Raw genomic sequence first — 23,694 nt, forward strand, 5'->3', positions numbered from 1 at the left:
GGTCTGGAACGACGCCGGATCGCCGATAAGGGCATTGCCTTACCCAATGGAGTTGGCCCAGGATATAGCGCGGTTATGAGCGCCCCGGCTCGCCGGCCGGAGTACTGCCGGAGGTCAGGCCTTCTCGGCCTCGCCGGTGGCCGCCTCCAGGGCGTCCTCGGGCGACGCCTCCAGGTCCTGCTCGGCCTCGGCGCCGGCCTGGGCGGACGCCTTGTCCAGGCGCACCCAGCTCGTCACGCTCTCCACCGCGAACAGCACGAACAGGTAGGCCGTCAGCAGGGCCAGCACCAGCGTCAGCCAGCCGAAGGCCGCGCCCACGCCGATGAGGAGGAGCCGCAGCTCCCAGCCGAGCCCCGCGTAGAACACCCAGGCGGGCGGCCAGATGCTCTGCCGCGTGCGGTAGACGGTGTCGTAGGTGTGGTAGCCCACCACGTACACGAGCACGAACAGCAGCCACTTGGGCGCGTCGGCCGCGAGGCCCACCGCGATGATGGCGAGGAACTCGGTGCCGCGCAGCAGCGGCGGGGTGAGCCAGTCGAGGCGGCCCAGGTGGTCGCGCGGCGCGGTCGGCAGCACGAGCACGAGGACGGCGAGCACGGGCAGCAGCAGCATCGGCCCGGAGTCCGGCAGCCCGATCGCGGTGATGACGGCCACGGCCAGCAGCGCCAGCAGCGTGGCGGGCACCGGGGGCAGACCCTTGCCGAGGCGGCCGGACAGCGCGTGGACGAGGGGCCCGTCGTCGCGGTAGGCGAGCAGGCGGGCGGTCTGGATGCGGCGGCGTTCCTCGTCGGGGTCCGGCGTGGGGGTGGCGGCGGCCTGCGGGTAGGTGATCATGCGAGCGACCTCATGAGGCGTCCGGTGAGGGTGTAGACGGCGGCGACGGTGCCCCAGATCACCAGCGTGAGGAAGGTGATGCGGGCGTCGAAGAGGGCGGCGGTGATCGCGATGGCCGCGAACCGCTCGCCGATGGGGAAGACGATCATCTTACGCGCCCAGTGGACGGCGCGGTAACGCCCGGCCTTGGACCACATCTTCAGCACGCCCCGGATGCCCTGGCTGCGCTCGACGCGGCGGCGCTCCAGAGCCTTGCGCAGGGGGCGGTCGTCGGGCGCGGTCAGCGGCAGCGTGGGCAGCTGGGCCGGCGGCTTGCGCCGGTTGGCGACGCCGTAGGAGAAGTCGAGCAGATGGCGCACCGACTGCAGACCGATGGCGGCCAGGGCCAGGATCCAGATGTCGTCGCCGTTGCCCGACACGACCCAGCCGATCGCCAGGCCGGCGAAGACGACGTACTCCTTGAAGCGGTCGAACGTCGCGTCGAGCCAGGCGCCGAGCACGCCGAACTTGCGGGCGTAGCGAGCGACCTGCCCGTCGACGCAGTCGAAGACGAACGCGAAGTAGATGAGCGCGCCGCCGAGCACCATCCACGGCCGGTCGCCGGTGGCGAAGCAGGCCGCCGCGAGCACGCCCAGCGTGATCGAGATGAGCGTCACCTGGTTGGGCGTCAGCCCGCGCCGGGCCGCCCAACGGGCGATGAAGCGGGAGTAGGTGGAGACGAAGTAGGTGGTGAAGAAGCCGTCGGCGCCCTTGACCGCGTTGTTGAGCCGGGCCCGGTCCTCGTCGTAGCCGGACATCTCGGCGACGGCCTCGTCGGCCTCCTGCTGCGAGGACACCCGGCGGAAGAACAGGTCGCGCCGGCCGCGGGAGCCGACCGACACGCCCTTGCGCACCAGGCCGAAGATGAGGAGCTGGACGAGGTCGTCGTCCTCGCCGAACACGTGCGCCATGTCGGCCATCTCGCGGCACGCCTCGGCCAGGACGGCCGCGTTGCGCGTGCTCACGTGGAGGGGGCCGAGAGCCACCATGTTGGGGCGGGTCACCGCGTGGTGGGCGGTGCCGACGGAGACGATCCGCGACTTGCCGGCGCGGGCGCGCACGGGCAGCCCCTCGAAGCGCCGGTCGCTGATCTCGGGCTCCGCCTCGTCGATCGGGACGATGTCGTCCTGCGCCTCGTCGGTCGCCTCCGGCCTGGGCTCCTTGGCGATGAGGGCCAGCGCGCCGCGTTTGGTCTTGGTGATCTGGTAGATGAGCTCGTCGTGGATCATCGAGTTGGACGGCAGGATGAGCAGGTTCTCGGTCGCGGACTCCGCGACGTCGGCCAGCGCGCGCAGGGCGGCGGCCACGTCAACGGACTCGATGGTCGCCGGCCGCGGATCCAGGGACAGGATCTGGCTGCGCAGTCGCTCTGCCACGGTCGGGCCGCCGGGCAGCGCCGCGAGCCTCAGGCCGGTAGGAGCGGTGTCGGGGCCGGGCGAAGAGCCCAGCAGGACCACGCGGGTCATGACTCCCTTTCGAGGCGGTTGCGGGGGGATGAACTACTGGAGGTATTGCGGGGACAGGCGTCTGAGTCTAATGAGAGTCGCGCAGCGTCGCGTCACCGACGCGGTCCCGTAACAGAAAGACCGTGCGGCCATAAGATGGGCGAGTGAGTCTCTACCGTGACGAAGGCGTGGTTCTGCGCACGCAGAAGCTCGGCGAGGCCGACCGCATCGTCACCATCCTGGCCAAGCGCACGGGCAAGGTGCGCGCCGTCGCCAAGGGCGTGCGCCGCACCACCTCGCGCTTCGGCGCCCGGCTGGAGCCGTTCACGCACGTCGACCTGCAACTCCACACGGGGCGCACGCTCGACGTCGTCACGCAGGCCGAGACGATCAGGCCGTACGGCGAGGCGCTGGCGTCCGACTACCCGCGCTACACCTCGGGCACGGCGATGCTGGAGACGGCCGACCGGCTCACCCACGGCGAGAAGGAGCCGGCCCTGCGGCAGTTCCTGCTGCTGGTGGGCGGGTTGCGCACGCTGGCCGAGGGCCTCCACGAGCCGCGCCTGGTCCTCGACGCCTACTTCCTGCGCTCGCTGGCCGTGGCCGGCTACGCGCCCGCGCTGGACGCGTGCGCCAAGTGTCGGGCGCCCGCGATCAGGGCGTTCGCCATCGTGTCCGGCGGCGTGGTGTGCGGCGCCTGCCGGCCGGCGGGCGCGGCCGTGCCGGCCGGCGAGACGATCGGGCTCATGACGGCGCTGCTGCGCGGCGACTGGGCGACGGCCGACGCCTCGGAGCAGCGTCACCGGGGGGAGTGCAGCGGTCTGGTCGCCGCTTATCTCCAATGGCACCTCGAACACGGAATACGCTCTCTGCGACACGTCGAAAGGGAGCCAGTGTGAACGTGCGACCGCCGTCCCCCCACCCGTCCGGTGCCACGCCGCCGCCCATCCCCCGTGAGCTGGTGCCGAGGCACGTGGCCATCGTCATGGACGGCAACGGGCGCTGGGCCAAGGCCCGCGGGCTGCCCCGCACGGAGGGCCACAAGGCGGGCGAGGCGTCGCTGTTCGACGTCATCGAGGGCGCGCTGGAGCTGGGCGTCCCGTACCTCAGCGCGTACGCCTTCTCCACGGAGAACTGGAAGCGCTCGCCCGACGAGGTGCGCTTCCTCATGGGCTTCAACCGTGACGTCATCCGCCGCCGCCGCGACGAGCTGAACGCGATGGGCGTGCGGGTGCGCTGGGCGGGCCGGCCCGGGCGGCTGTGGAAGAGCGTCATCTCCGAGCTCCAGGCCGCCGAGGAGATGACCGAGCGCAACCGGAAGCTGACGCTGCAGTTCTGCGTCAACTACGGCGGGCAGGCCGAGATCGTGCAGGCCGCGGTCAAGCTGGCCGGCGACATCGCGGCGGGCAAGGTCAAGCCGTCGAAGGTCGATGAGAAGATCTTCGCCCGCTACCTCGACGAGCCGGACATCCCGGCGGTCGACCTGTTCGTCCGCTCCTCGGGGGAGCAGCGCTTCTCCAACTTCCTGCTGTGGCAGTCGGCCTACGCCGAGATGGTGTTCCTCGACCGGCTCTGGCCCGACTTCGACCGCCGCGACCTGTGGGAGGCGTGCGAGATCTTCGCCAAGCGCGACCGACGCTACGGCGGAGCCATCCCCAACCAGGTCTGAGCCATCAGCCGCCTCACGGAGTGAGGCCATGAGCAGGGCGAGGGAGCGCCGTCGCCTGGACTGAGGAGCGGAGGGAGCGTAGCGACCGGAGTGACGAGGGAAGGCGGCGGGAGGGAGCGACCGAGCCGCCTCACGGAGTGAGGCCATGAGCAGAGCTCAGGCGCGGCGGCGGGCGCGGTAGGCGGCGACGTGCATGCGGTTGCCGCAGGTGCGGCTGTCGCAGTAGACGCGTGAGCGGTTGCGCGACTCGTCGACGAACACGCGGTCGCAGTCGGGCGCCGAGCAGGTGCGCAGCCGCTCCCATTCGCCCTCGACGAGCAGGTGGGCCAGCGCCACCCCGCAGTCGGCGGCCAGGTGCTCCGACAGCGTCGCGTCGGGCGCGAAGTAGTGGACGTGCAGCGGGTGGCCGTCGTGCTCGGTCAGCCGCGGCGTGATCCGCGTCTCGGACAGCAGCGCGTTGAGCTGGCGCACGGCGGAGGGCTGGTCGGGAGCGGTGAACACCCGGTGGAACGCCTCCCGCACCAGCCGCACCTGGCCGAGGTCGCGCGGGGTGAGCGTGGTGATGCCGCTGACCTGCCGCGCCTCGACGAACGCCCGGAGCGTGGCGAGGTCGGCCAGCCGGTCATCGCCGCCGGTCGAGGGCGAGGTGTTGACCAGCTCGACGACCGTGGCCAGCGAGAAGACCATGTCATGGCCAAACGGCATGTTGACTCCTGTCTGGCGCCCATTCTAGCGTGGACGCAGCGTATCTCTAGTCGGCGTGTTCGGGGGTCATACGTGGGCGGACATCGCCGGATCGTGCTCGTGGCGATCGCCGGAGCGTTGATCATCTCCACCTCCGCCCCACTGGTCAGGCTGGCCGCCGTCTCGCCCGCCACCTCGGCGTTCTTCCGGTGCGCGTACGCGGTGCCGCCCATGGCCGTCCTGGCCTGGCTGGAACGCCGCCGGCTCGGCCCGCTCGGGCGCCGGGAGACCGCCATCGCGTGGGCGGCCGGCCTGCTGTTCGCCCTCGACCTGCTGTTCTGGCACCACACCATCGCCTACGTGGGCGCGGGCCTGGCCACCGTGCTCGGCAACCTCCAGGTCTTCATCGTCGCCTTCGCCGCCTGGGCGATCTTCCGGGAGCGGCCGTCGGGCCGGCTCATGGTCGCCACCCCGGTGGTGTTCGCCGGGGTCGCGCTCATCTCGGGCCTGTTCGACAGCGCCGCCTACGGCTCCGACCCGCTGCTCGGCGCGCTCGCCGGCACCGCCACCTCGGTCTCGTACGCCGTCTTCCTGCTGCTGATGAAGGGCGGCTCGCAGCGGGCCGCCGGGCCTCTCGCGCACGCCACGGCCGTCGCCGCGCTCGCCATCGCGGCGCTGAGCCCGGTCTTCGGCGGCGCCGACCTCGTCCCGGCCTGGCCCGCGCACGGGTGGCTGCTGCTGCTCGCGCTCGGGCCGCAGGTGCTCGGCTGGTCGCTCATCACGTACTCGCTGCCGAGGCAGCCGGCCGCGCTCACCGCGCTGCTGCTGCTCGTGCAGCCCCTGACCACGGTGGCGCTGTCGGCGCTGACGCTCGGTGAGCGCCCGTCGCCGCTCCAGCTCGCCGGCTGCGCGGTGATCGTCCTCGGTGTCCTGTACGGCTCGCGCGGGGCTCAGCCGGCCCGCACGGAGGCGGAGCAGGACGCGCAGGTGCCGAAGACCTCGACCGTGTGAGTGATCTCGGTGAAGCCGTGCTCGCCGCCGACCGCCTCGGCCCAGCGCTCCACGGCCGGGCCCGCCACCTCGACGGTGTGACCGCAGCGGCGGCAGACCAGGTGGTGGTGGTGATCGCCGCTGGCGCACGCGCGGTAGACCGACTCGCCGTCGTCGGTGCGCAGCACGTCGACCTGTCCGCCGTCGGCCAGCGCCTGGAGGGCGCGGTAGACCGTGGTCAGGCCGATCTTGGCGCCGTGCTGGCGCATCTCGGTGTAGACGTCCTGCGCGCTGCGGAACCCCTCGTTGCGGCGAAGAGTGTCGTGCACGGCATCGCGTCTCGTGCTCATCGAAACTCCTTGAGGCTGGAGACCCCGGGCTTCAGCCCTGGGGAGGAGAAGCTGGACACCACCCGCACATGCTTCATGCGAAGCGGATGATTCCGGTGTGAGTGGCTCGTCGCGACAGATCTATGAGGGCGGCGGACAAGTGCCGGGCCTACCCCACCCCTGAGCAGGCCGGCGTGCTGAATCGCACGTTCGGCTGCGTACGCGTCGTCTGGAACCGCACCCTGGCCTGGCGGCACCGCCGAGCGCGCAAGGTGAAGGGGGCGGACAACCGGCGAAAAGCCGGCGCCAAGGTCGCCCGCGCCCACCGGAAGGTGCGCATCCTGGCGGCAGGTCTTGCCGTGTCCGCCTGTGGAGGCGACGTCAGACATCCCGGGCCCCTCCGGGTGCAGTCGCCCGCGAAGCAGGAACCCCGACCTGTGAAGGTCGGAATCCCCCGCCGCTGGGCATGGGGAAGAAGTCAAGCAGCCTCCCTGACAGGCGTGGGCTCGTTCACGCCCGGCTCCCGGACACGGCCTCGGCGTACGAATCTACCCACACCGAGGGCCAGGACGAAGCCGCCGAGCGCGAGAAGGACGATCGCGGCGCCCGGCGGCACCCGGGAGGACAGCGTGGAGGCCATGAGACCGCCCACGGCGACCACCACGCCGATCGTCATGGCCAGCGCCATCGTCGAGCGGAAACCCCTGGTGAGCTGCTGGCTCGTGGCCACCGGGATCACCATGAGCGCGCTGACGAGCAGCAGGCCGACCACGCGCATGGCGATGACCACCGTCAGCGCCGCCATCACCGCGATCAGCAGGCTGAGGAAACGCACCGGCAGGCCGCTGGCCCGCGCCATCTCCTCGTCCTGGCACAGGACGAACAACTCCCTGCCGAAGATCACCACCACTGCGATGACCGCGACCGCCAGCGCGCCGATGACCCAGATGTCCTGGGAGGTGACGCTGGCGATGGCGCCGAACAGGTAGGAGTTGAGCTTGGCGTTGCTGCCGCCCGGCGCGATGCCCATGAGCATGACGCCGCCGGCGATGCCGCCATAGAACAGCAGGGCCAGGGCCACGTCGCCGCTCGTGCGGCCGCGCGCCCGTACCAGCTCGATGGCCACGGCGCCCGCGACGGACACCACGACGGCCGTCAGCACCGGCGCCGTGCCGGTGAGGAACCCGAGCGCCACGCCGGTCAGCGCCACGTGCCCGATGCCGTCGCCGAGCAGCGCGAGCCGCCGCTGCACGATGAACGTGCCCACGGCGGGCGCGCACAGCCCCACCAGCAGCGCCGCGACCAGCGCGAGCCGGAAGAACTCCGCCCCCAGCAGCTCGATCATGCCTCTCCCTGCCAGTTCAGCGGCCCGGCGCCGGCGGCGCGCCCGAGGATCTCGGCCGTGCCGGGCTCGTCCGGCGCGTGCGGATGGACGTGCTCGTGTCCCGGGCGGGCACACTCGCCCTCCGGCCGCGGCGGCGGGCCGTCATGGGTGATCAGGCCGTCGCGCACCACGACGCCGCGGGTGATCAGTGGCTCCAGCGGGCCCAGCTCGTGGGCGACGAGCACGATCGTGCGTCCCTGCAGCGCCAGCGTGGCGAGCGTGTCGGCCAGCAGGCGCTGCGTCTCGGCGTCGACGCCCGCCGTGGGCTCGTCCATGACGTACGTGTCGGGCTCGCCGGCCAGCGCGCGGGCGATGAGCACCCGTTGCTGCTGACCGCCCGAGAGGTGCTGCACGGGGTCGCCGGCCCGGGCGGTCAGGCCCACGGCCTCCAGCGCGCCGGCCACCGCCGCCCGGTCCGCCGCGCTCGTGCGGCGCAGCCGGCGCTGCCGCGCGATCCGGCCCGAGGCGACCACCTCGCGGACCGTGGCGGGTACGCCGCCGCCGATCTGCAGCCGCTGGGGCACGTAGCCGATGCGCCACCAGTCGCGGAAGCGGGCGGGCGGGCGGCCGTACAGGAGGGTCTGGCCGCCGGACAGCGGGATCAGGCCGAGCAGCGCCCGCACCAGCGTCGACTTGCCGGAACCGTTGGTGCCCATGACCGCGACCACCTCGCCGGGACGGACCGTGAGGTCGACGCCCCGCAGGATGGGCCGCCGGTCCAGCGTGACCTTCCCGCCGGTCATCGCGAAGGCGGTCTCGTCCGCGCTCTTCCCGCCCGTGGTCGTCGCGGAGGTTTCGCCGGCCGTCTCGTCCGCGGTCTCGCTCATGGTCACGCTCCGCATCCCAGGGCCGTGCGCAGGGTCGTGAGGTTGGCCCGCATCGCGGACAGGTAGTCGCCGGACGGCTTGCTCTCCAGCGGGTCGAGCACCGCCGTCTTCGCCCCCACCTCGGAGGCCAGCACCTGCGCGACCTTCGGGTTGACCAGCGACTCGGTGAAGACGGTCGTCACCTTCTCGGTCCTGGCCAGCCCGGCGACCTCCGCCAGGCGGGCGGGGGAGGGCTCGGAGTCGGGGTCGAGGGTGATGCCGACCTGCTTGAGCCGGTAGCGGTCGGCCAGGTAGCCGAACGCCTCGTGGGCCGTCACCAGGGTCCGGGAGCGGCAGGTGGACAGGCCCTGCGCGAACTCCTTGTCGAGCGTGCCGAGGGAGGCCGCCGTCGCGGCGGCGCGGTCCTTGTAGCCCTGCGCGTGCGCCGGGTCGGCGGCGGCCAGCCGCTCGCCGAGCTTGGTGGCGACCGTGGCCAGGCGCGACGGGTCGAGCCAGAGGTGCGGGTCGTAGGAGACCTCGTGGTCGTGCTCCTCGCCGGCCGCCTCGCTCTCGTGACCGGCCTCGTCGTGACCGGCCTCGTCGTGACCGGCTTCGTCGTGACCGGCGGGGAGGGTCTTGACGGCGGTGGCCGCGTCGAAGGCCCGACCTCCGTCGACGGCGTCGTCCACGGCCGGCTGCACGCCCTTGATGTAGACGATCAGGGTGGCGTCGCCGAGCTCCGCCATCTGGTGGGCGCCGAGCTCCAGGTCGTGCGGCTCGACGCCGGGGGCGGTCAGCACGCTCACGGCGGCGTCGGGGCCACCCACCTGCTGGCTGAGCCACTGGAGGGGGTAGAAGGCCGCGACCACGGCAGGTTTGCCGCCGTTCGCCCCGGTTCCACTCTCCGCCGAGCCGGCTCCGCACGCGGTGGTGGTGAGGAGGGCGGCTCCGGCCAGCAAACCGACAGCGTACGACCGGGACAATCCTGACATCATGTGAGCCAGTATGCGGCAAAATGAAAATGGTTGTCAAAATCTCCCTGGTTCGTGCAGCGAGTCTTGAGCGAGGGATTCCGGACGGCGTCCGGGGCAAGGGGCGCCGTCCGGTGGGCCGTGGGCGGCCCGCCGCAGGTAGTGGGCCGTACCCGGCATCCTGTCATCGCCCCGGTGTGACGCGCCGGCAGAGCCGCTGCCGGCGCCCGGGGCGACGTGCGGGGGCCTCACGCGGCGCGGTCAGGGAGGCGTGAGGCCGTGCTCGCCCGCGTGGACGTTCATCGTGGCGCCGCGCAGGAACCCGACGAGCGTCAGCCCCTCCTCGGCGGCCGGCTCGACCGCGAGCGAGCCCCTCTTCCACGCCGAGCCGTTCGGCCCGGTGGACACCATCGTGCTGGTCGACGCGGAGGCCGAGCTGCTGGCCGCCATGAACGCCGGCAACGGCGCGCTGGTGGCCACGCTGTCGTGCGACGAGGAGGAGACCTTCCATCGCCTGGCGCCGGAGGTGCGGGCCTTCAAGGCGGGGCACAACAGGCTGCCCTGAACGCCGCAGGCCGTTCCGGAGGGCGCCTCTAGAGGGCGCCGAAGCGGGTCGCCACCAGGAGCACGAGGAAGGTCAGCATGGCGACCCGCAGCAGCTTCCCGGCGACCCCCAGCGACGGCCACGACAGGTACGCCAGCCAGCCGACGAAGACGATCACCGGCAGCACGGCCACGCCGCCCAGCGGATTGGCCACCGCGAAGCCGGCCAGCAGCAGGATCACCAGCGCTGCGGGTGCCACCCAGCGGGGGACCTGCGTGAACAGGTACGTCATCGGCACGGCGCTGCGCTGCTCGACGGCCTTGCGCACGCCGGTCGCGCCCGGCGTGAAGAACAGCTCCCCCTTGGGAAGCGGGCGCTTGCTGTCAGAGGCCACAGCCAGAGCCTACGGCAGTTGGCGCATCCGGCGGTCGAAGCCGCCTCTAATCTGGTCAGGTGCTCGCCGTCATGCGCTACACCGTTCCCGAGTCCCAGTCCCAGGATTTCATCAAGCAGGGCCACGCCATCCTCGACACGCTCGCCACGCAGCCCGGCTACCTGCGCGGCAGGCTCGCCCGATCCGTCGACGAGCCCAACCTGTGGGCCCTGGTCAGCGAATGGGAGGGCGCGGGCTTCTACCGCCGGGCCCTCTCGGCCGCCCGGATGGCGATGTATCCCTTGATGATCCTCATGGTCCACGAACCCAGTGCGTTCGAGGACGTCTACACCCAAGAGCGGGCGTAACAATACTCCCGCGCGAGGGGCCCGCCACGTCCCCTAAGCTGGGAGCTCATCCATCCCCTCGCCGACCTCCAGCCGGAAAGAGACCCAACCACATGGCACGCCGAACAGACGTCATGGACACCATCGTCAGCCTCGCCAAGCGCCGCGGGCTCGTCTACCCGTCGAGCGAGATCTACGGCGGTCTGCGTGCGTCGTGGGACTACGGTCCCCTGGGCGTGGAGCTGAAGAACAACGTCAAGCGTCAGTGGTGGCAGTCCATGGTGCAGGCGCGCGAGGACGTGGTGGGCCTCGACTCCTGCGTCATCCTGGCCCGCGAGGTCTGGCAGGCCAGCGGCCACGTCGAGACGTTCTCCGACCCGCTCACCGAGTGCCAGTCGTGCCACAAGCGCTTCCGCGCCGACCACCTCGTCGAGGCGTACGAGGAGAAGAACGGCCGCGCCCCCGAGCACGGCCTGGCCGACATCACCTGCCCCAACTGCGGCAACAAGGGCGCCTTCACCGACCCGCGGCAGTTCAGCGGCCTGCTGAAGACCTACCTCGGCCCCGTCGAGGACGAGTCGGGCCTGGCCTACCTGCGCCCCGAGACCGCGCAGGGCATCTTCATCAACTACCTCAACGTGCAGCAGTCGGCCCGCCGCAAGATCCCGTTCGGCATCGGCCAGATCGGCAAGTCGTTCCGCAACGAGATCACCCCGGGCAACTTCATCTTCCGCACCCGCGAGTTCGAGCAGATGGAGATGGAGTTCTTCGTCAAGCCCGGCACCGACGAGGAGTGGCACCAGTACTGGATCGACGAGCGCTTCCGCTGGTACTCCGACCTGGGCATCAACAAGGACAACCTCCGGCTCTACGAGCACCCCAAGGAGAAGCTGTCCCACTACTCCAAGCGCACCGTCGACGTGGAGTACCGCTTCAACTTCGCCGGCTCGGAGTGGGGCGAGCTGGAGGGCATCGCCAACCGCACCGACTTCGACCTGACCGCCCACTCCAAGGCCTCGGGCGTCGACCTCAGCTTCTTCGAGCAGGACACCGGTGAGCGCTACGTCCCGTACGTGATCGAGCCGGCCGCCGGCGTCGACCGGGCGACGCTCACGTTCCTGCTCGACGCCTACACCGAGGACGAGGCCCCCAACGCCAAGGGCGTCATGGAGAAGCGCACGGTCATGCGCCTCGACCACCGGCTCGCCCCGGTCAAGGTCGCGGTGCTGCCGCTGTCGCGCAACGCCGACCTGTCGCCCAAGGCCCGCGACCTGGCCACGCAGCTGCGCCGCCGGTGGAACGTCGAGTTCGACGACGCGGGCGCGATCGGCCGCCGCTACCGCCGCCAGGACGAGATCGGCACGCCGTTCTGCGTCACCGTCGACTTCGACACCCTCGAGGACCACGCGGTGACGATCCGCGAGCGCGACACGATGGCCCAGGAGCGCATCAGCCTCGACCAGGTCCAGACCTACCTGCGCACCCACCTCAACGACTGAGGTCAAGGTCTGACGCGGCGGCGGCCGGGCGGCTCCCGAGGAGCCCCCGGCCGCCGCCGTTCCCGGTCCCGCGGGGCTCCCGGGTCCGCCGCGCCTCCCTCGCCGGCTTCCCGGCCTCTCGGGGCCCCCTCCCCGGCCTCTGTTCGCCTTCGGGCAGCTCCCCGGTCTCCGGGGCTCCCCGGGCTTCCCTGCCTTCGGGGCCTCACCGGCCTCCGCCGTGGGGGAAGCGCGAGGGCGCGCGGCCCTTCGGAGAGGCCGGGCGCGCGCATCCGCGGCGACGCCGGCCGCGACTCAGGTGCTCAGGGAGGCGGGCCCGGATCAAGGTCCTCGGGACGCAGGCGCGGGCGGGGCGCTCAGGGGTGGCGGCGGGCGCGGCGGCGGCACCAGGCCAGGGTGAGCGCGTGGGCCGCCGGCGGCAGCACGAACACCGCCGTCCGCAGCCCGTACACGATGCCGCGGTAGATCTCCTCCGTCGTGACCAGCGTCGGCTGCGGCGACCAGGGATCCGGCGGGATCACCGACACCCACGTCCCCGCCCACAGCACCCCGAAGAAGACGATCACCGCCACGCCCAGCGCCGTGCGCGCCGGCGCCCGCGCGGGGCGGTCCAGCGTGTGGTGCTCACCCCGGTCGCCCGTCACCCGGCGCTCGGCGAACGGATACACCAGCAGCGCCAGGAAGAACACCGCGAGCACCAGCGGCGCGATCCACAGCCCGACCGGCAGCGTGAACGAGCCCACCGTGACCTCCCACGGCGGCGCCAGCCGCAGCGCCCCCTCCAGCACCCCCGCGTACCAGAACGGCTGCGCCGACGGCGGGGGCGCCCCCGGGTGGTACGGCCCGTGGTGGCCGGCCCAGCCGGCGCCGACCGGGAAGAGCGTGGCCGCCAGCGCGATCGCCGCCGCCGTGGCCAGCGCCGTCCCCGCGTTCCTGGCCACGAAGGCCGGGAGGAACGGCCCGCCGGTCACCCTCCGCTCCTCCGCGCCCGCCTCGCCCCGCTCGGTGTGTCCCTGCCGCCACGTCAGCACGAGCGCGTGCAAAGGGACGGCGGCCAGCAGCAGCCCCGGCACCAGCAGCACGTGCGCCACGAACAGCCGTGGCACCGCCTCGCCCGGGAAGTCGCCGCCGAAGAGCAGCCGCGACACGTACGCGCCCGCGACCGGCACCGACAGCAGCAGCCCCTGCGCCTCCCGCAGCCCCGTGAAGCCGAGCCGGTCGGCCGGCAGCGACACCCCGAGGAACGACTCGGCCAGCACCAACCCGAAGATCAGCACACCGAGGACCCAAGTCAGCTCCCGCGGCCGGCGGAAGGCGCCGGTGAAGAACACCCGGCACAGGTGCGCCACGATCGCCAGCACGAACACGGTCGCCGACCAGTGGTGGAGCCCGCGCACCAGCAGCCCGCCGCGGATCTCCAGGCTGAGCGCCCGCACCGACGGGTAGGCGCTCCCGGCGGACGGCTCGTAGCACAACGTGAGGAACGCCCCGGTCAGCACGAGCATCGCGAACGCGTACAGGGCCAGCTCGCCGAGCAGGAACGACCAGTGTCCAGGGAAGAGTTTGCGCAGCGCGGGCCGCAGCCACCGGGCCAGGCCCAGCCGGTCGTCGAGCGACACCACCACGAGCCGCCCGGCCCGGGCGGAGCCCGCCGCGAGACCGGTCGCGAGACGGGTCCGCAGCGGCGGGCGGGCGGCCGGTCGCGGGGGCGAGGGAGGGGCGGTCATCGGCGCCTCCTGCAGGGGGATGCCCCGATTCTTCCCGCTTCCCGACTTTCCGAAGAATTGGTGTAAACCACTGGTATAAACCAATTTCCTGATCAACGGAATATTAATTGGATTAGACCGGTGACAGTCGCTCTACCAGGGGAAACGATGACTTAACCGATGAGTGCCGTTTCTTCATCATTCTCGCCGGTAGAGTCCCCGGCAGAGGCGTTGATTGGAGCTGTGGTGGCCAAGTACGTTTACGACTTCACCGAGGGCAACAGAAATCTCAAGGACCTCCTCGGCGGCAAGGGGGCGAACCTGGCCGAGATGACGAATCTCGGCCTGCCCGTGCCCCCCGGGTTCACGATCACCACGGAGGCGTGCCGGTACTACCTCGCCGAGGGCAAGGTGCCCGACGGCCTCGGGGACGAGGTCGACCAGCACCTGGAGGCCCTGGAGCGGGCGATGGGCAGGAAGCTCGGCCAGATCGACGACCCGCTGCTCGTCAGCGTCCGCTCCGGCGCGAAGTTCTCCATGCCCGGCATGATGGAGACCGTCCTCAACATCGGCCTCAACGACGAGTCCGTCCACGGCCTGGCCAAGCAGGCCGGCGGCAACGAGCGCTTCGCCTGGGACTCCTACCGGCGGCTCATCCAGATGTTCGGCAAGACCGTGCTCGACATCGACGGCGAGCACTTCGAGGGGGCCCTCGACCGGCTCAAGGGCGACCGGCAGGACACCGACCTCGACGCGGGCGAGCTCCAGGGGCTCGTCGAGACGTTCAAGGGCATCGTGCGCGAGCAGGCGGGCCGGGAGTTCCCCGCCGACCCGCGCGAGCAGATGCGCCTGGCCGTCAAGGCGGTCTTCGACTCCTGGAACGCCCCGCGCGCCATCCTGTACCGGCGGCAGGAGCGCATCCCCGCCGACCTCGGCACCGCGGTCAACATCGTGGCCATGGTCTTCGGCAACTGCGGCAACGACTCCGGCACCGGCGTCGCCTTCACCCGCGACCCCGGCTCGGGCCAGCAGGGCATCTACGGCGACTACCTGCAGAACGCCCAGGGCGAGGACGTCGTCGCCGGCATCCGCAACACGATCCCGCTGCAGGAGCTGGAGCGCATCGACAAGCGCTCCTACGACGAGCTGCTCGAGATCATGTCCACGCTCGAGAACCACTACCGCGACCTGTGCGACATCGAGTTCACGATCGAGCGCGGCAAGCTGTGGATGCTGCAGACCCGCGTCGGCAAGCGCACCGCCGCCGCCGCGTTCTGCATCGCCACCCAGCTCGTGGACCAGGGCCTCATCACGATGGACGAGGCCGTCACGCGGGTCACGGGCGACCAGCTCGCCAAGCTGATGTTCCCGCGCTTCGACGCGGGCGCCGACAAGCGGCGCATCGCCAAGGGCATGAACGCCTCGCCGGGCGCCGCCGTCGGCAAGGCCGTCTTCTCCTCCGAGCGCGCCGTCGAGCTGGCCGGCCAGGGCGAGGACGTCATCCTGGTGCGCCGCGAGACCAACCCCGACGACCTGTCCGGCATGATCGCCGCCCGCGGCATCCTCACCAGCCGGGGCGGCAAGACCTCGCACGCGGCCGTGGTCGCCCGCGGCATGGGCAAGACCTGCGTCTGCGGCGCCGAGGAGCTGGAGGTGTCGATCGAGGAGCGGCGGTTCGCCGCGCCCGGCGGCGTCACCGTGTCCGAGGGCGACGTGATCTCCATCGACGGCAGCACCGGCGAGGTGTTCCTCGGCGAGGTGCCGGTGGTCGACTCCCCGGTGGTCGAGTACTTCGAGGGCAAGGACGTCGGGGACGACGACCTCGTCCGCGCCGTGGACCGGATCATGCGGCACGCCGACGAGACGCGCCGCCTGGCCGTGCGGGCCAACGCCGACACTCCGGACGACGCCGCCCGGGCCCGCCGCTTCGGCGCGCAGGGCATCGGCCTGTGCCGGACCGAGCACATGTTCCTCGGCGAGCGGCGCAAGCTGGTCGAGGACCTCGTGCTCGCCTCCGGCGAGGAGGAGCGGCAGGCGGCGCTCGACGCGCTGGAGCCGTTGCAGCGCGCCGACTTCGAGGGCATCTTCCGGGCGATGGACGGCCTGCCCGTCACGATCCGCCTCATCGACCCGCCGCTGCACGAGTTCCTGCCCGACCTCACCGAGCTGTCGGTGCGCGTGGCGCTCGCCGACGCGGGCGCGGGCGAGGCGTCGGACAAGGACCGCGTGCTGCTGGCCGCCGTCAAGCGGCTGCACGAGCAGAACCCCATGCTGGGCCTGCGCGGCGTGCGGCTCGGCCTGGTGATCCCCGGCCTGTTCGCCATGCAGGTACGGGCCATCGCCCAGGCCGCCAAGGCGGTGCCCGGAGCCCGGCCGGAGATCATGATCCCGCTCGTGGCGGCCGTGCAGGAGCTGGAGGCGGTCCGCGAGGAGGCCGCCGGGATCCTCGCCGAGACCGGGGTGGACGCCCTCATCGGCACGATGATCGAGACGCCGCGGGCCGCACTGGCGGCCGGGCAGGTGGCCGAGGCCGCGCAGTTCTTCTCCTTCGGCACCAACGACCTGACCCAGATGGCGTGGGGCTTCTCCCGCGACGACGTGGAGGCGGCGTTCTTCTCGCGCTACCTGGAGCTCGGCATCTTCGGGGTCTCGCCGTTCGAGACGCTGGACCGCGACGGGGTGGGCCGCCTGGTGCGCATCGCCGCGGACGAGGGCCGCGCCGCCCGGCCGGACCTCAAGCTGGGCATCTGCGGCGAGCACGGCGGCGACCCCGACTCGGTGCACTTCTGCCACGAGGCCGGGCTCGACTACGTGTCCTGCTCGCCGTTCCGCATCCCGGTCGCCCGCCTGGAGGCCGGGCGGGCCGCGCTCAGCCAGAACGACTCCGACACCCGCTGACCGCCCCGGCCGGCCCTCCCCGTGACGGGGGCCGGCCGGGCGCGGGCCCTCCCCGTCACACGGGCGGGCCGGTCACGGGCATACCCGGCGCGTGCCGGTCCTCCTCGGGGACCGGCACGTAGTCGTGCCGCACCCCGTGGTCGCCCAGCCACTTGCGCAGGCCCGCGACGGCCGGCGGGTTGGCCGCCACCTGAGCCGCGTACTCGGCCAGGGCGACCTCCTCGCCGTCGTCGTAGAGCAGCCGCGCCGGTCCCGACCAGGACAGCGTCCACCGGGCCTGGCCGTGCTCGATGAGCACCCCCTCCAGCGCCTGGCCGAGCACCCCGGCCAGCATCGTGGGGGAGGGGCTCCAGCCCAGCTCGGTCAGCCGCGCCACCAGCTCCTCCTGCCGGCCCCGGGCGACGGCCTCGAACGCCGCGTCCAGGTACGGCCGGCTCGCCCCCACCACGCGCTGACCGGCCACGGCCAGGTCGTGCAGCGCCTCGGCGTTGCGCGCGGCGTACATGCCGCGCTCGACCACCTCCTCCCAGGAGGCCGGCCGCAGCGTCGTCAGCGCCTCCGCGGTCCACATGGACTGCTCCACCGCCTGCGCCGCCACGCCCGGGTCGCGCAGCAGCGTCAGCGCCGGCCGCGGGTCGGGCACGTGCGACGGCTCCGGCAGCCGTTCGACCGCGGCCAGCCGCTCGGCCAGGCTCGGGTGCGAGTCGTAGGGCGAGGTCTCCTCCGGCCGCGTGGCGAGCGCGGCGACCTCCGCCTGCCGCGCCGGGTCGTTCATGAGCGCGTGGAAGCCGTTGAAGACGGACGCCGGGCGCAGGCCGCCCGCGCCGGTCAGCGACAGGTAGTTGCCCACGTAGACGTCCCAGGCGGCGGCCGTGCCGTGGATCTTGCGCAGCGCCTCGGCCATGGCCCGCCGGCCGCCGATGGCCACCGCCAGCTCGTCGGCCTCCAGCTCCTGCCGCCGCGAGACGGCCTGCGAGACGCGCAGGTAGAGCTTGGCGTACGCGGAGAACACCCGCTGGATGATCGGATGCCCGTCGAGCCCCTGCACGGTGGCGATGAGCGAGACCCGGCCCCGGTAGACCGGCGCGCCGAGACGGGTGTGGGCGCCGCTGTAGTGGCCCAGCTCGTGCCCGAGCACGGCACGCATCTCGTCCACGGTCAGCGTCTGCAGCAGCGGCAGGCCGATGAACATGCGCCGCCTGACCGCCTTCAGGCCGAGGAAACGGGTGTCCTCGGACACGGCCGCGTTGACCTCGGGCACCAGGCGGATCTCGGCCGGCGGGGCGGTGCGCACCCGCTGGGCCAGGTCCTCGACCGTCTGCCAGAGCACCGGCTCCTGCTCGCGGGTCACCGCCACGCCCGGCTCCTCGCCGCCCTTCCTCCGGCTCACCATGATCAGCGCCCGGACGAGCGCCGCGGCGGCCAGGGTCAGGACGATCGCGGCCTTCAAGACGTTGACGTGGAAGTCGACGACCAGCAGCACGTCGAGGAAGACGGCCGCGCCGACGAACAGGCCGACCAGCACGTAGAACCCTGCGAGCAGGGTGAAGGCCAGCACGGCACGGAACGCAGTGGTCATGGGGGAGGGCTCCCGGGGAAGGGGGTTCTCGCGAAACTTGACACTAGCGGAGTCCGGAAAGTGGATAAAATCACTGCACTTATGGCCCGCTACGACGACCACGACCAGGCACGCTGGGTGCCCGAGCCGCCCGGCAACCCCGAGCGCGGCGCGTTCGAACGCGACCGCGCGCGGGTGCTGCACAGCTCCGCGCTGCGCCGCCTGGCCGCCAAGACCCAGGTGGTGGGTCCGTTCGAGGCCGTCGGCGCCGGCCAGCACACCCCGCGCACGCGGCTCACCCACTCCCTGGAGTGCGGGCAGGTCGGCAGGGAGATGGGCGCCGTCCTCGGCGTCGACCCCGACCTGGTCGAGACCGCCTGCCTGGCCCACGACCTCGGGCACCCGCCGTTCGGCCACAACGGCGAGGTGGCGCTCAACGAGCTGGCCGCCGGCTGCGGCGGCTTCGAGGGCAACGCGCAGAGCCTGCGCCTGCTCACCCGCCTGGAGGCCAAGGTCCTCACCGAGGACGGCCACAGCGCCGGGCTCAACCTCACCCGCGCCGCGCTCGACGCCTCCATCAAGTACCCGTGGACCCGCGAGGCGGCGCCGAAGTTCGGCGTCTACGACGACGACCTGCCGGTGTTCGAGTGGATCAGGGACGGCGCGCCGCCGCGCCGGGTCAGCTTCGAGGCGCAGATCATGGACTGGTCCGACGACGTCGCCTACTCCGTCCACGACCTGGAGGACGCGCTGCACTCCGGCCACGTCACGCCCGAGGCGCTGCGCTCGCCCGAGGAGCGGCGGCAGGTGTGCGAGCTGGCCCGCGCCTGGTACGCCCCCGACGCCGACTGCGCCGAGCTGGAGGAGGTCTTCGCCCGGCTCATCGCCGACCCGCTCTGGCCGCGCGGCTTCGCCGCCACCTTCGCCGACCTGGCCGGGCTCAAGGCCCTCACCAGCGGCCTCATCGGCCGGTTCTGCCGCTCCGCGCAGACCGCCACCAAGGAGGCGTACGGCATGCGCCACCGGGTCGAGCTGGTCGTGCCCCGCTCCACCAAGCTGGAGTGCGCCGTGCTCAAGGGCATCACCGCCCACTACGTGATGACCACCGAGGACCACCACGCCAACCAGGCCAGGCAGCGCGAGCTCATCGCCGAGCTGGCCGCCCTCATCACGCTCGGCGCGCCCGGCACCCTGGAGCCCGCCTTCCGGCCCGCGTTCCTCGCCGCCTCCGGCGACGCCGCCCGCACCCGCGTGGTCATCGACCAGATCGCCTCGCTCACCGACACCTCGGCCGTCGCCTGGCACCGCCGCCTGTCCGGCTGAGCCCGCGGGTTCACTTCCGGGATCACGCTCAAGGGGCGGATACTGCGGCCATGGCCACATATGTGATCGTCGGCGCCGGCCTCGCGGGGGCCAAGGCCGCGCAGACGTTGCGCGAGGAGGGCTTCGACGGGGAGATCGTCCTCATCGGAGCCGAGAGCGAGCGCCCCTACGAGCGCCCGCCCCTGTCCAAGGGCTACCTCCAGGGCAGGAGCGAGCGGGAGAAGATCTACGTCCATCCCGAGGACTGGTACGCCGGCAACGGCGTCGAGCTGCGGCTCGGCACCCCGGTCACCCGGATCGAGCCCGGCGACCACGCCGTCAGGCTCGCCGACGGCTCGCGCCAGGCGTACGACAAACTGCTCATCGCGACCGGCGCGACGCCGAAGCGGATGCCCGGACCCGCCCTCTACCTGCGCACCGCCGAGGACAGCGACGCGCTCAAGCGGCGCCTGGACGAGGTGGGCGGGACGGGCGGCCGGGTCATCGTCGTGGGCGCCGGCTGGATCGGCCTGGAGACCGCCGCCGCGGCCCGCCTGGCCGGCTGCGAGGTGACCGTCGTCCATCCGGACCCCACGCCGCTGCACCGCGTGCTCGGTCCCGAGATGGGCGAGGTGTTCGCCGGCCTGCACCGCCGCAACGGCGTCGATCTGCGCCTCGGCACCGGCGCGGCGGAGATCACCGAGGACGGCGTGCGCCTCACCACCGGCGAGCGGCTGAGCGCCGACCTCGTCGTCGCGGGCATCGGGGTCACCCCCGAGGCCGGGCTCGCCCGCGAGGCGGGCCTGGAGGTCGGCCGAGGCGTCCTCACCGACGCCTCGCTGCGCGCCTCCCACCCCGACGTGTACGCGGCGGGCGACGTCGCCGAGCCCTTCAACCCCCTGTACGGCCGGCGGCTGCACGTGGAGCACTGGGCCAACGCCCTCAACGGCGGCCCGGCGGCGGCCCGCGCCATGCTCGGCCAGGAGGTCGTCTACGACCGGGTGCCGTACTTCTTCACCGACCAGTTCGACCTGGGCATGGAGTTCTCCGGCGACACCACGGGCTACGACGAGGTCGTCTGCGGGGGGTCCGTGGACGACCTCCAGTTCGTCGCGTACTGGCTGCGGGAGGGCCGTGTGGTGGCCGGCATGAACGTCAACGTCTGGGACGTCGTGGGGGCCATCCAGGACCGCATCCGCTCCGGCGAGATCGCCGACCCCAAGGAGCTCGCCTCGGGCTGACGGCCGCCGCCGGAGGGCGGCTCAGGTCGGGTTGACCGTGATCGTGATCACCGGGTCCGGCGTCTCGCGCGGCTCGCGCTTCTTGACCGGCTTCTTCGAGGAGCACTGCACCTGGCAGCGGGGCGTCTCGCCGAGCCGGGCCCGCGTGGCCATGGTCTCCTCGCGCGGCGACAACGTCCGGTTCCCGGACAGCCACGCGTCGAGGTACCGCCACGGGTTGACCATGCCCCGGCGCACCCACCAGGCCGACGAGCCGGTCTTCCATGAGATCGCGAAGTACAGGTTGGGCCCCTGGGTGCGGGCGTTGCCCGAGGTGCCGACCCGGCCGAGCGCCTGCCCGGCCGCCACCCGCACCCCGGGCCGGACGCCGGCGGCCACCGAGTCGAGGTGGCCGCCGAGGTAGCGGACGCCGTCGTCGCCGACGACCGTGACGAAGCGGCCCTCGCGGTCCGCGCCGCGGTCGGTGGCCGCGCGCCACCTGTCGCCGGTGTTCACCTCGTCCACGACGCCGCTCACGGGCGAGACGAACGTGCAGCCCTTGCCGGTCCAGATCGTCGTCTTCGGCAGCACGAGGAGCCGGCGCTGGTAGCTGACCTGGCAGCCGGTCACGGGGAAGGCGTAGGTGTAGTCGGACAGCCGCGGCGGCGGCACGTTGACCGGGGACTTGCCCTTCGGCGGCTCCGCGGACGCCCGCGTCGTGGCGTCCGGGTCGGGGATGGTCGCGGTGACGACGGGCGTCGGCCCGGTCGCGGCCGGCGGTACGGTCTCGGGCGACTGGGCGCTGACCCCCGCCACCCCGGTCGACTGGGCGCAGGCGCCGGTCAGCAGCAGGGCGCCCGCCACGGCAGCCCATCGTCCCAGATGCCCCGATCGCATGATCTCCACCCGCGTCACCGTATAGCCCGAGCTTTACCTTTGTAGCCGACGTGGACAACAGGCTGGACACGTTTTCCGCTTTACGGGCGCTGAGGTGATATCACCCTTCCCATCACCCCAAACCGGGCGACCTGGTGTGGACGAACCGCGCTCACCGGGTGAGGTCTGCCCGCCGGTCGCAATAGACTCACCGGCGTGGCTGGCCGCATCCGTGACGTCGACATCGCGCTCGTACGCGAGCGATCGCCCATCGCCGAGGTGATCGGCGAGCACATCCAGTTGCGCAACGCCGGCGGCGGCAACCTCAAGGGCCTGTGCCCCTTCCACGACGAGAAGTCCCCGTCCTTCAACGTCACCCCCGAGCGCGGCATGTACTTCTGCTTCGGCTGCTCCGAGGGCGGAGACGTGATCACGTTCGTGGAGCGGATCGAGCACCTGACGTTCGGCGAGGCCGTCGAGCGGCTGGCGCAGCGGGCCGGGATCCAGCTCCAGTACGAGCAGGGCGGCTACGTGCCGCGGCGCGACCACGGCGAGCGGGCGCGGCTCATCGAGGCGCACCGCGCCGCCGCCGAGTTCTACGCCTCCAAGCTCATGAGTCCCGACGCGGCGCCCGGGCGGCGGTTCCTGTCCGAGCGCGGGTTCGAGCGGGCCGACGCCGAGATGTTCGGCGTGGGCTACGCGCCCGCCGAGTGGGAGGCGCTGGCCCGCCACCTCATGGGGCGCGGGTTCACCGCCGAGGAGCTGATCAAGGGCGGGCTGGTCAAGGAGGGCCGCCGGGGGCCGATCGACCGGTTCCGGGGGCGGCTCGTCTGGCCGATCCGCGACGCGACGGGCGACGTCATCGGGTTCGGCGCGCGCAAACTGCTCGACTCCGACGACGGGCCGAAGTACCTCAACACCCCCGACTCGCCGCTGTACAAGAAGAGCCAGGTGCTCTACGGCATCGACCTGGCCAAGCGGGAGATCTCCAAGCGCTCCCAGGCGGTGATCGTCGAGGGCTACACCGACGTGATGGCCTGCCACCTCGCGGGGGTGCCGACGGCCGTGGCCACCTGCGGCACCTCGTTCGGCGAGGAGCACATCAAGGTGCTGCGGCGCTTCCTGCTCGACCAGGCCGAGTTCCGCGGCGAGGTGATCTTCACCTTCGACGGCGACGCCGCCGGGCAGAAGGCCGCCCTGCGCGCGTTCGCCGACGAGCAGAAGTTCGTCACCCAGACGTACGTGGCCGTGCAGGCCGACGGGCTCGACCCGTGTGACCTGCGCGTCAAGCAGGGCGACGCGGCCGTGCGCGACCTGATCGCCGGGCGCGAGCCGCTGTTCCAGTTCGCCATCCGCAGCACCATCGCCCGCTACGACCTGCGCAGCAACGAGGGCAAGATCGCGGCGCTCGACGCGGCGGCGCCGATCGTGGCCGGCATCAAGGACCCCGGCCTGCGCAAGCGCTACGCCATCGACCTCGACCGGTGGCTGGGGTTCATGGACGAGCGGTTCGTCATGCAGCGCATCGCCGAGGTGGGCAACGCCCAGGCGGGCCGTCCCCGGCGCGCGCCGCGGCCCGCGCCGGTCGACCCGCACACCCGGGTGGAGGCCGAGCTGCTCAAGCTGGCCGTGCAGCGTCCGGCGCTGCTCGGGCCGCGCTTCGACGCGCTCGACGCGCAGGCGTTCACCGTGGCCGACCACGTGACGCTGCGCCGGCTGGTCGCCGCGGCGGGCGGCACGGCGACGGCCGGGCACGGCGGGCGCGAGTGGGTCGACCGGCTGCTGGAGCAGGCGCCGGACGAGGCGGCGCGGGTGCTGGTGACGCGGTTCGCGGTCGAGGCGATCCAGGCCGACGCGCACCTCGAGGAGCGTTACGGCGCCGCCATGCTGGCCGCCATCGAGGCCATCGCGGTAGACCGGGCCATCGCCCAGGTCAAGTCCCGCATCCAGCGGCTCAACCCCGTGGACGAGCAGCAGGAGTACAACAAGCTGTTCGGTGAGCTGGTGGCGCTGGAGCAGCAGCGGCGGGTGCTGAGGGAACGCGCCGCCGGAAGCTGAGCCCGCGCGGGTGAAACGACGTTCGGAGAACGTCCGTGGCATGAAACGTCACAAAGCCGAGCTGTTGTGAAGGAAAGTGTTATTCGCATCAGTCGTGCGCCCGTCCGCCATGCCGGGCGAGACGCGCGCCGGGCGGCGCCGCGAGGCGCGTCCGGGCAGGCCGCG

Annotated in this window: 20 protein-coding genes and 3 pseudogenes; 11 read left to right on the forward strand and 12 right to left on the reverse strand. The window is 72.3% G+C overall.

Translation table 11 applies throughout. The annotated features are described in order from the left end of the window. Window positions 1-114 precede the first annotated feature (114 nt). Window positions 115-834 carry a DUF5941 domain-containing protein gene (locus tag AB0H81_RS32400; RefSeq protein WP_358382166.1) on the reverse strand — a complete coding sequence of 240 codons (720 nt, stop codon included), beginning with the start codon at window positions 832-834 and terminating at the stop codon, window positions 115-117. Then, on the reverse strand, window positions 831-2,339 hold the full coding sequence (locus AB0H81_RS32405; protein WP_358382167.1) for a CDP-alcohol phosphatidyltransferase family protein: 1,509 nt from the start codon (window positions 2,337-2,339) through the stop codon (window positions 831-833). The genes AB0H81_RS32400 and AB0H81_RS32405 overlap by 4 nt, the downstream gene beginning before the upstream one ends. A 143-nt stretch (window positions 2,340-2,482) precedes the next feature. On the opposite strand from AB0H81_RS32405, the gene recO reads away from it, so the two are divergent. Both recO and AB0H81_RS32415 read left to right on the forward strand, forming a co-directional pair. Then, on the forward strand, window positions 2,483-3,217 hold the full coding sequence (gene recO / locus AB0H81_RS32410) for a DNA repair protein RecO (RefSeq protein WP_358382169.1): 735 nt from the start codon (window positions 2,483-2,485) through the stop codon (window positions 3,215-3,217). Continuing rightward, complete coding sequence (locus AB0H81_RS32415; protein WP_358382171.1) at window positions 3,214-3,987, forward strand: isoprenyl transferase; 774 nt, start codon at window positions 3,214-3,216, stop codon at window positions 3,985-3,987. Before recO ends, AB0H81_RS32415 begins: the two co-directional genes overlap by 4 nt. Window positions 3,988-4,143: 156 nt before the next feature. On the opposite strand, the gene AB0H81_RS32420 is transcribed toward AB0H81_RS32415, so the two are convergent. After that, window positions 4,144-4,692: a CGNR zinc finger domain-containing protein gene (locus AB0H81_RS32420; RefSeq protein WP_358382173.1), complete on the reverse strand. Its 549-nt coding sequence runs from the start codon at window positions 4,690-4,692 to the stop codon at window positions 4,144-4,146. A gap of 72 nt (window positions 4,693-4,764) precedes the next feature. On the opposite strand from AB0H81_RS32420, the gene AB0H81_RS32425 reads away from it, so the two are divergent. Beyond that, on the forward strand, window positions 4,765-5,682 hold the full coding sequence (locus AB0H81_RS32425) for a DMT family transporter (protein ID WP_358382175.1): 918 nt from the start codon (window positions 4,765-4,767) through the stop codon (window positions 5,680-5,682). On the opposite strand, the gene AB0H81_RS32430 is transcribed toward AB0H81_RS32425, so the two are convergent. Next, a complete protein-coding gene (locus AB0H81_RS32430; protein ID WP_175595035.1) occupies window positions 5,622-6,011 on the reverse strand; it encodes a transcriptional repressor in 390 nt (129 codons plus the stop codon). The two genes, AB0H81_RS32425 and AB0H81_RS32430, sit on opposite strands and share 61 nt — an antisense overlap. A gap of 122 nt (window positions 6,012-6,133) precedes the next feature. On the opposite strand from AB0H81_RS32430, the pseudogene AB0H81_RS32435 reads away from it, so the two are divergent. Beyond that, a pseudogene (locus AB0H81_RS32435) lies at window positions 6,134-6,247 on the forward strand (helix-turn-helix domain-containing protein); the annotation flags it as partial. A gap of 221 nt (window positions 6,248-6,468) precedes the next feature. On the opposite strand, the gene AB0H81_RS32440 reads toward AB0H81_RS32435, so the two are convergent. The 4 genes and pseudogenes from AB0H81_RS32440 to AB0H81_RS32455 form a co-directional block, all read right to left on the reverse strand. After that, window positions 6,469-7,335 (reverse strand): metal ABC transporter permease, encoded by an 867-nt coding sequence (locus AB0H81_RS32440; protein ID WP_358382177.1) that lies wholly within the window; start codon window positions 7,333-7,335, stop codon window positions 6,469-6,471. Next, entirely contained in the window at window positions 7,332-8,117 is a 786-nt protein-coding gene (locus AB0H81_RS32445) for a metal ABC transporter ATP-binding protein (protein ID WP_358382201.1), read from the reverse strand. The genes AB0H81_RS32440 and AB0H81_RS32445 overlap by 4 nt, the downstream gene beginning before the upstream one ends. 86 nt (window positions 8,118-8,203) lie before the next feature. Then, complete coding sequence (locus AB0H81_RS32450) at window positions 8,204-9,139, reverse strand: metal ABC transporter substrate-binding protein (RefSeq protein ID WP_358382179.1); 936 nt, start codon at window positions 9,137-9,139, stop codon at window positions 8,204-8,206. A gap of 273 nt (window positions 9,140-9,412) precedes the next feature. Continuing rightward, window positions 9,413-9,520: pseudogene (locus AB0H81_RS32455) on the reverse strand (sulfurtransferase FdhD); the annotation flags it as partial. Window position 9,521: 1 nt separating this feature from the next. Here AB0H81_RS32455 and AB0H81_RS32460 point away from each other — a divergent pair. Continuing rightward, window positions 9,522-9,707 (forward strand): annotated as a pseudogene (locus AB0H81_RS32460) (aldehyde dehydrogenase family protein); the annotation flags it as partial. Window positions 9,708-9,744: 37 nt separating this feature from the next. Here AB0H81_RS32460 and AB0H81_RS32465 read toward each other — a convergent pair. After that, entirely contained in the window at window positions 9,745-10,089 is a 345-nt protein-coding gene (locus AB0H81_RS32465) for a DUF6703 family protein (RefSeq protein WP_358382181.1), read from the reverse strand. 59 nt (window positions 10,090-10,148) lie between these two features. On the opposite strand from AB0H81_RS32465, the gene AB0H81_RS32470 reads away from it, so the two are divergent. Both AB0H81_RS32470 and AB0H81_RS32475 read left to right on the forward strand, forming a co-directional pair. After that, window positions 10,149-10,436, forward strand: a complete 288-nt coding sequence (locus AB0H81_RS32470; protein WP_358382183.1) for an antibiotic biosynthesis monooxygenase — start codon at window positions 10,149-10,151, stop codon at window positions 10,434-10,436. A 92-nt stretch (window positions 10,437-10,528) separates the two neighbouring features. Continuing rightward, window positions 10,529-11,914, forward strand: a complete 1,386-nt coding sequence (locus AB0H81_RS32475; RefSeq protein WP_358382185.1) for a glycine--tRNA ligase — start codon at window positions 10,529-10,531, stop codon at window positions 11,912-11,914. Window positions 11,915-12,267: 353 nt separating this feature from the next. Here the strand turns inward: AB0H81_RS32475 and AB0H81_RS32480 are convergent, their stop codons facing one another. Then, window positions 12,268-13,638: a cytochrome b N-terminal domain-containing protein gene (locus tag AB0H81_RS32480; protein WP_358382187.1), complete on the reverse strand. Its 1,371-nt coding sequence runs from the start codon at window positions 13,636-13,638 to the stop codon at window positions 12,268-12,270. Window positions 13,639-13,863: 225 nt separating this feature from the next. On the opposite strand from AB0H81_RS32480, the gene ppdK reads away from it, so the two are divergent. After that, window positions 13,864-16,515 (forward strand): pyruvate, phosphate dikinase, encoded by a 2,652-nt coding sequence (ppdK, locus tag AB0H81_RS32485; protein WP_358382189.1) that lies wholly within the window; start codon window positions 13,864-13,866, stop codon window positions 16,513-16,515. 55 nt (window positions 16,516-16,570) lie between these two features. On the opposite strand, the gene AB0H81_RS32490 is transcribed toward ppdK, so the two are convergent. After that, window positions 16,571-18,094 carry a M48 family metallopeptidase gene (locus AB0H81_RS32490; RefSeq protein ID WP_358382191.1) on the reverse strand — a complete coding sequence of 508 codons (1,524 nt, stop codon included), beginning with the start codon at window positions 18,092-18,094 and terminating at the stop codon, window positions 16,571-16,573. A gap of 81 nt (window positions 18,095-18,175) precedes the next feature. On the opposite strand from AB0H81_RS32490, the gene AB0H81_RS32495 reads away from it, so the two are divergent. Both AB0H81_RS32495 and AB0H81_RS32500 read left to right on the forward strand, forming a co-directional pair. Further along, window positions 18,176-19,396, forward strand: a complete 1,221-nt coding sequence (locus tag AB0H81_RS32495; protein WP_358382194.1) for a deoxyguanosinetriphosphate triphosphohydrolase — start codon at window positions 18,176-18,178, stop codon at window positions 19,394-19,396. Window positions 19,397-19,446: 50 nt separating this feature from the next. Further along, on the forward strand, window positions 19,447-20,616 hold the full coding sequence (locus tag AB0H81_RS32500; protein ID WP_358382196.1) for an FAD-dependent oxidoreductase: 1,170 nt from the start codon (window positions 19,447-19,449) through the stop codon (window positions 20,614-20,616). A 21-nt stretch (window positions 20,617-20,637) separates the two neighbouring features. Here AB0H81_RS32500 and AB0H81_RS32505 read toward each other — a convergent pair whose 3' ends face one another. After that, window positions 20,638-21,492, reverse strand: coding sequence for a peptidoglycan DD-metalloendopeptidase family protein (locus AB0H81_RS32505; protein ID WP_358382203.1), 855 nt, complete (start codon window positions 21,490-21,492; stop codon window positions 20,638-20,640). A gap of 195 nt (window positions 21,493-21,687) precedes the next feature. Here AB0H81_RS32505 and dnaG point away from each other — a divergent pair, with 195 nt between their 5' ends. After that, window positions 21,688-23,529 carry a DNA primase gene (gene dnaG / locus AB0H81_RS32510; RefSeq protein WP_358382199.1) on the forward strand — a complete coding sequence of 614 codons (1,842 nt, stop codon included), beginning with the start codon at window positions 21,688-21,690 and terminating at the stop codon, window positions 23,527-23,529. Window positions 23,530-23,694: the final 165 nt, after the last annotated feature.

Origin of the sequence: Nonomuraea sp. NPDC050691 (assembly GCF_040654455.1) — a bacterium.
GTDB lineage: Bacteria > Actinomycetota > Actinomycetes > Streptosporangiales > Streptosporangiaceae > Nonomuraea.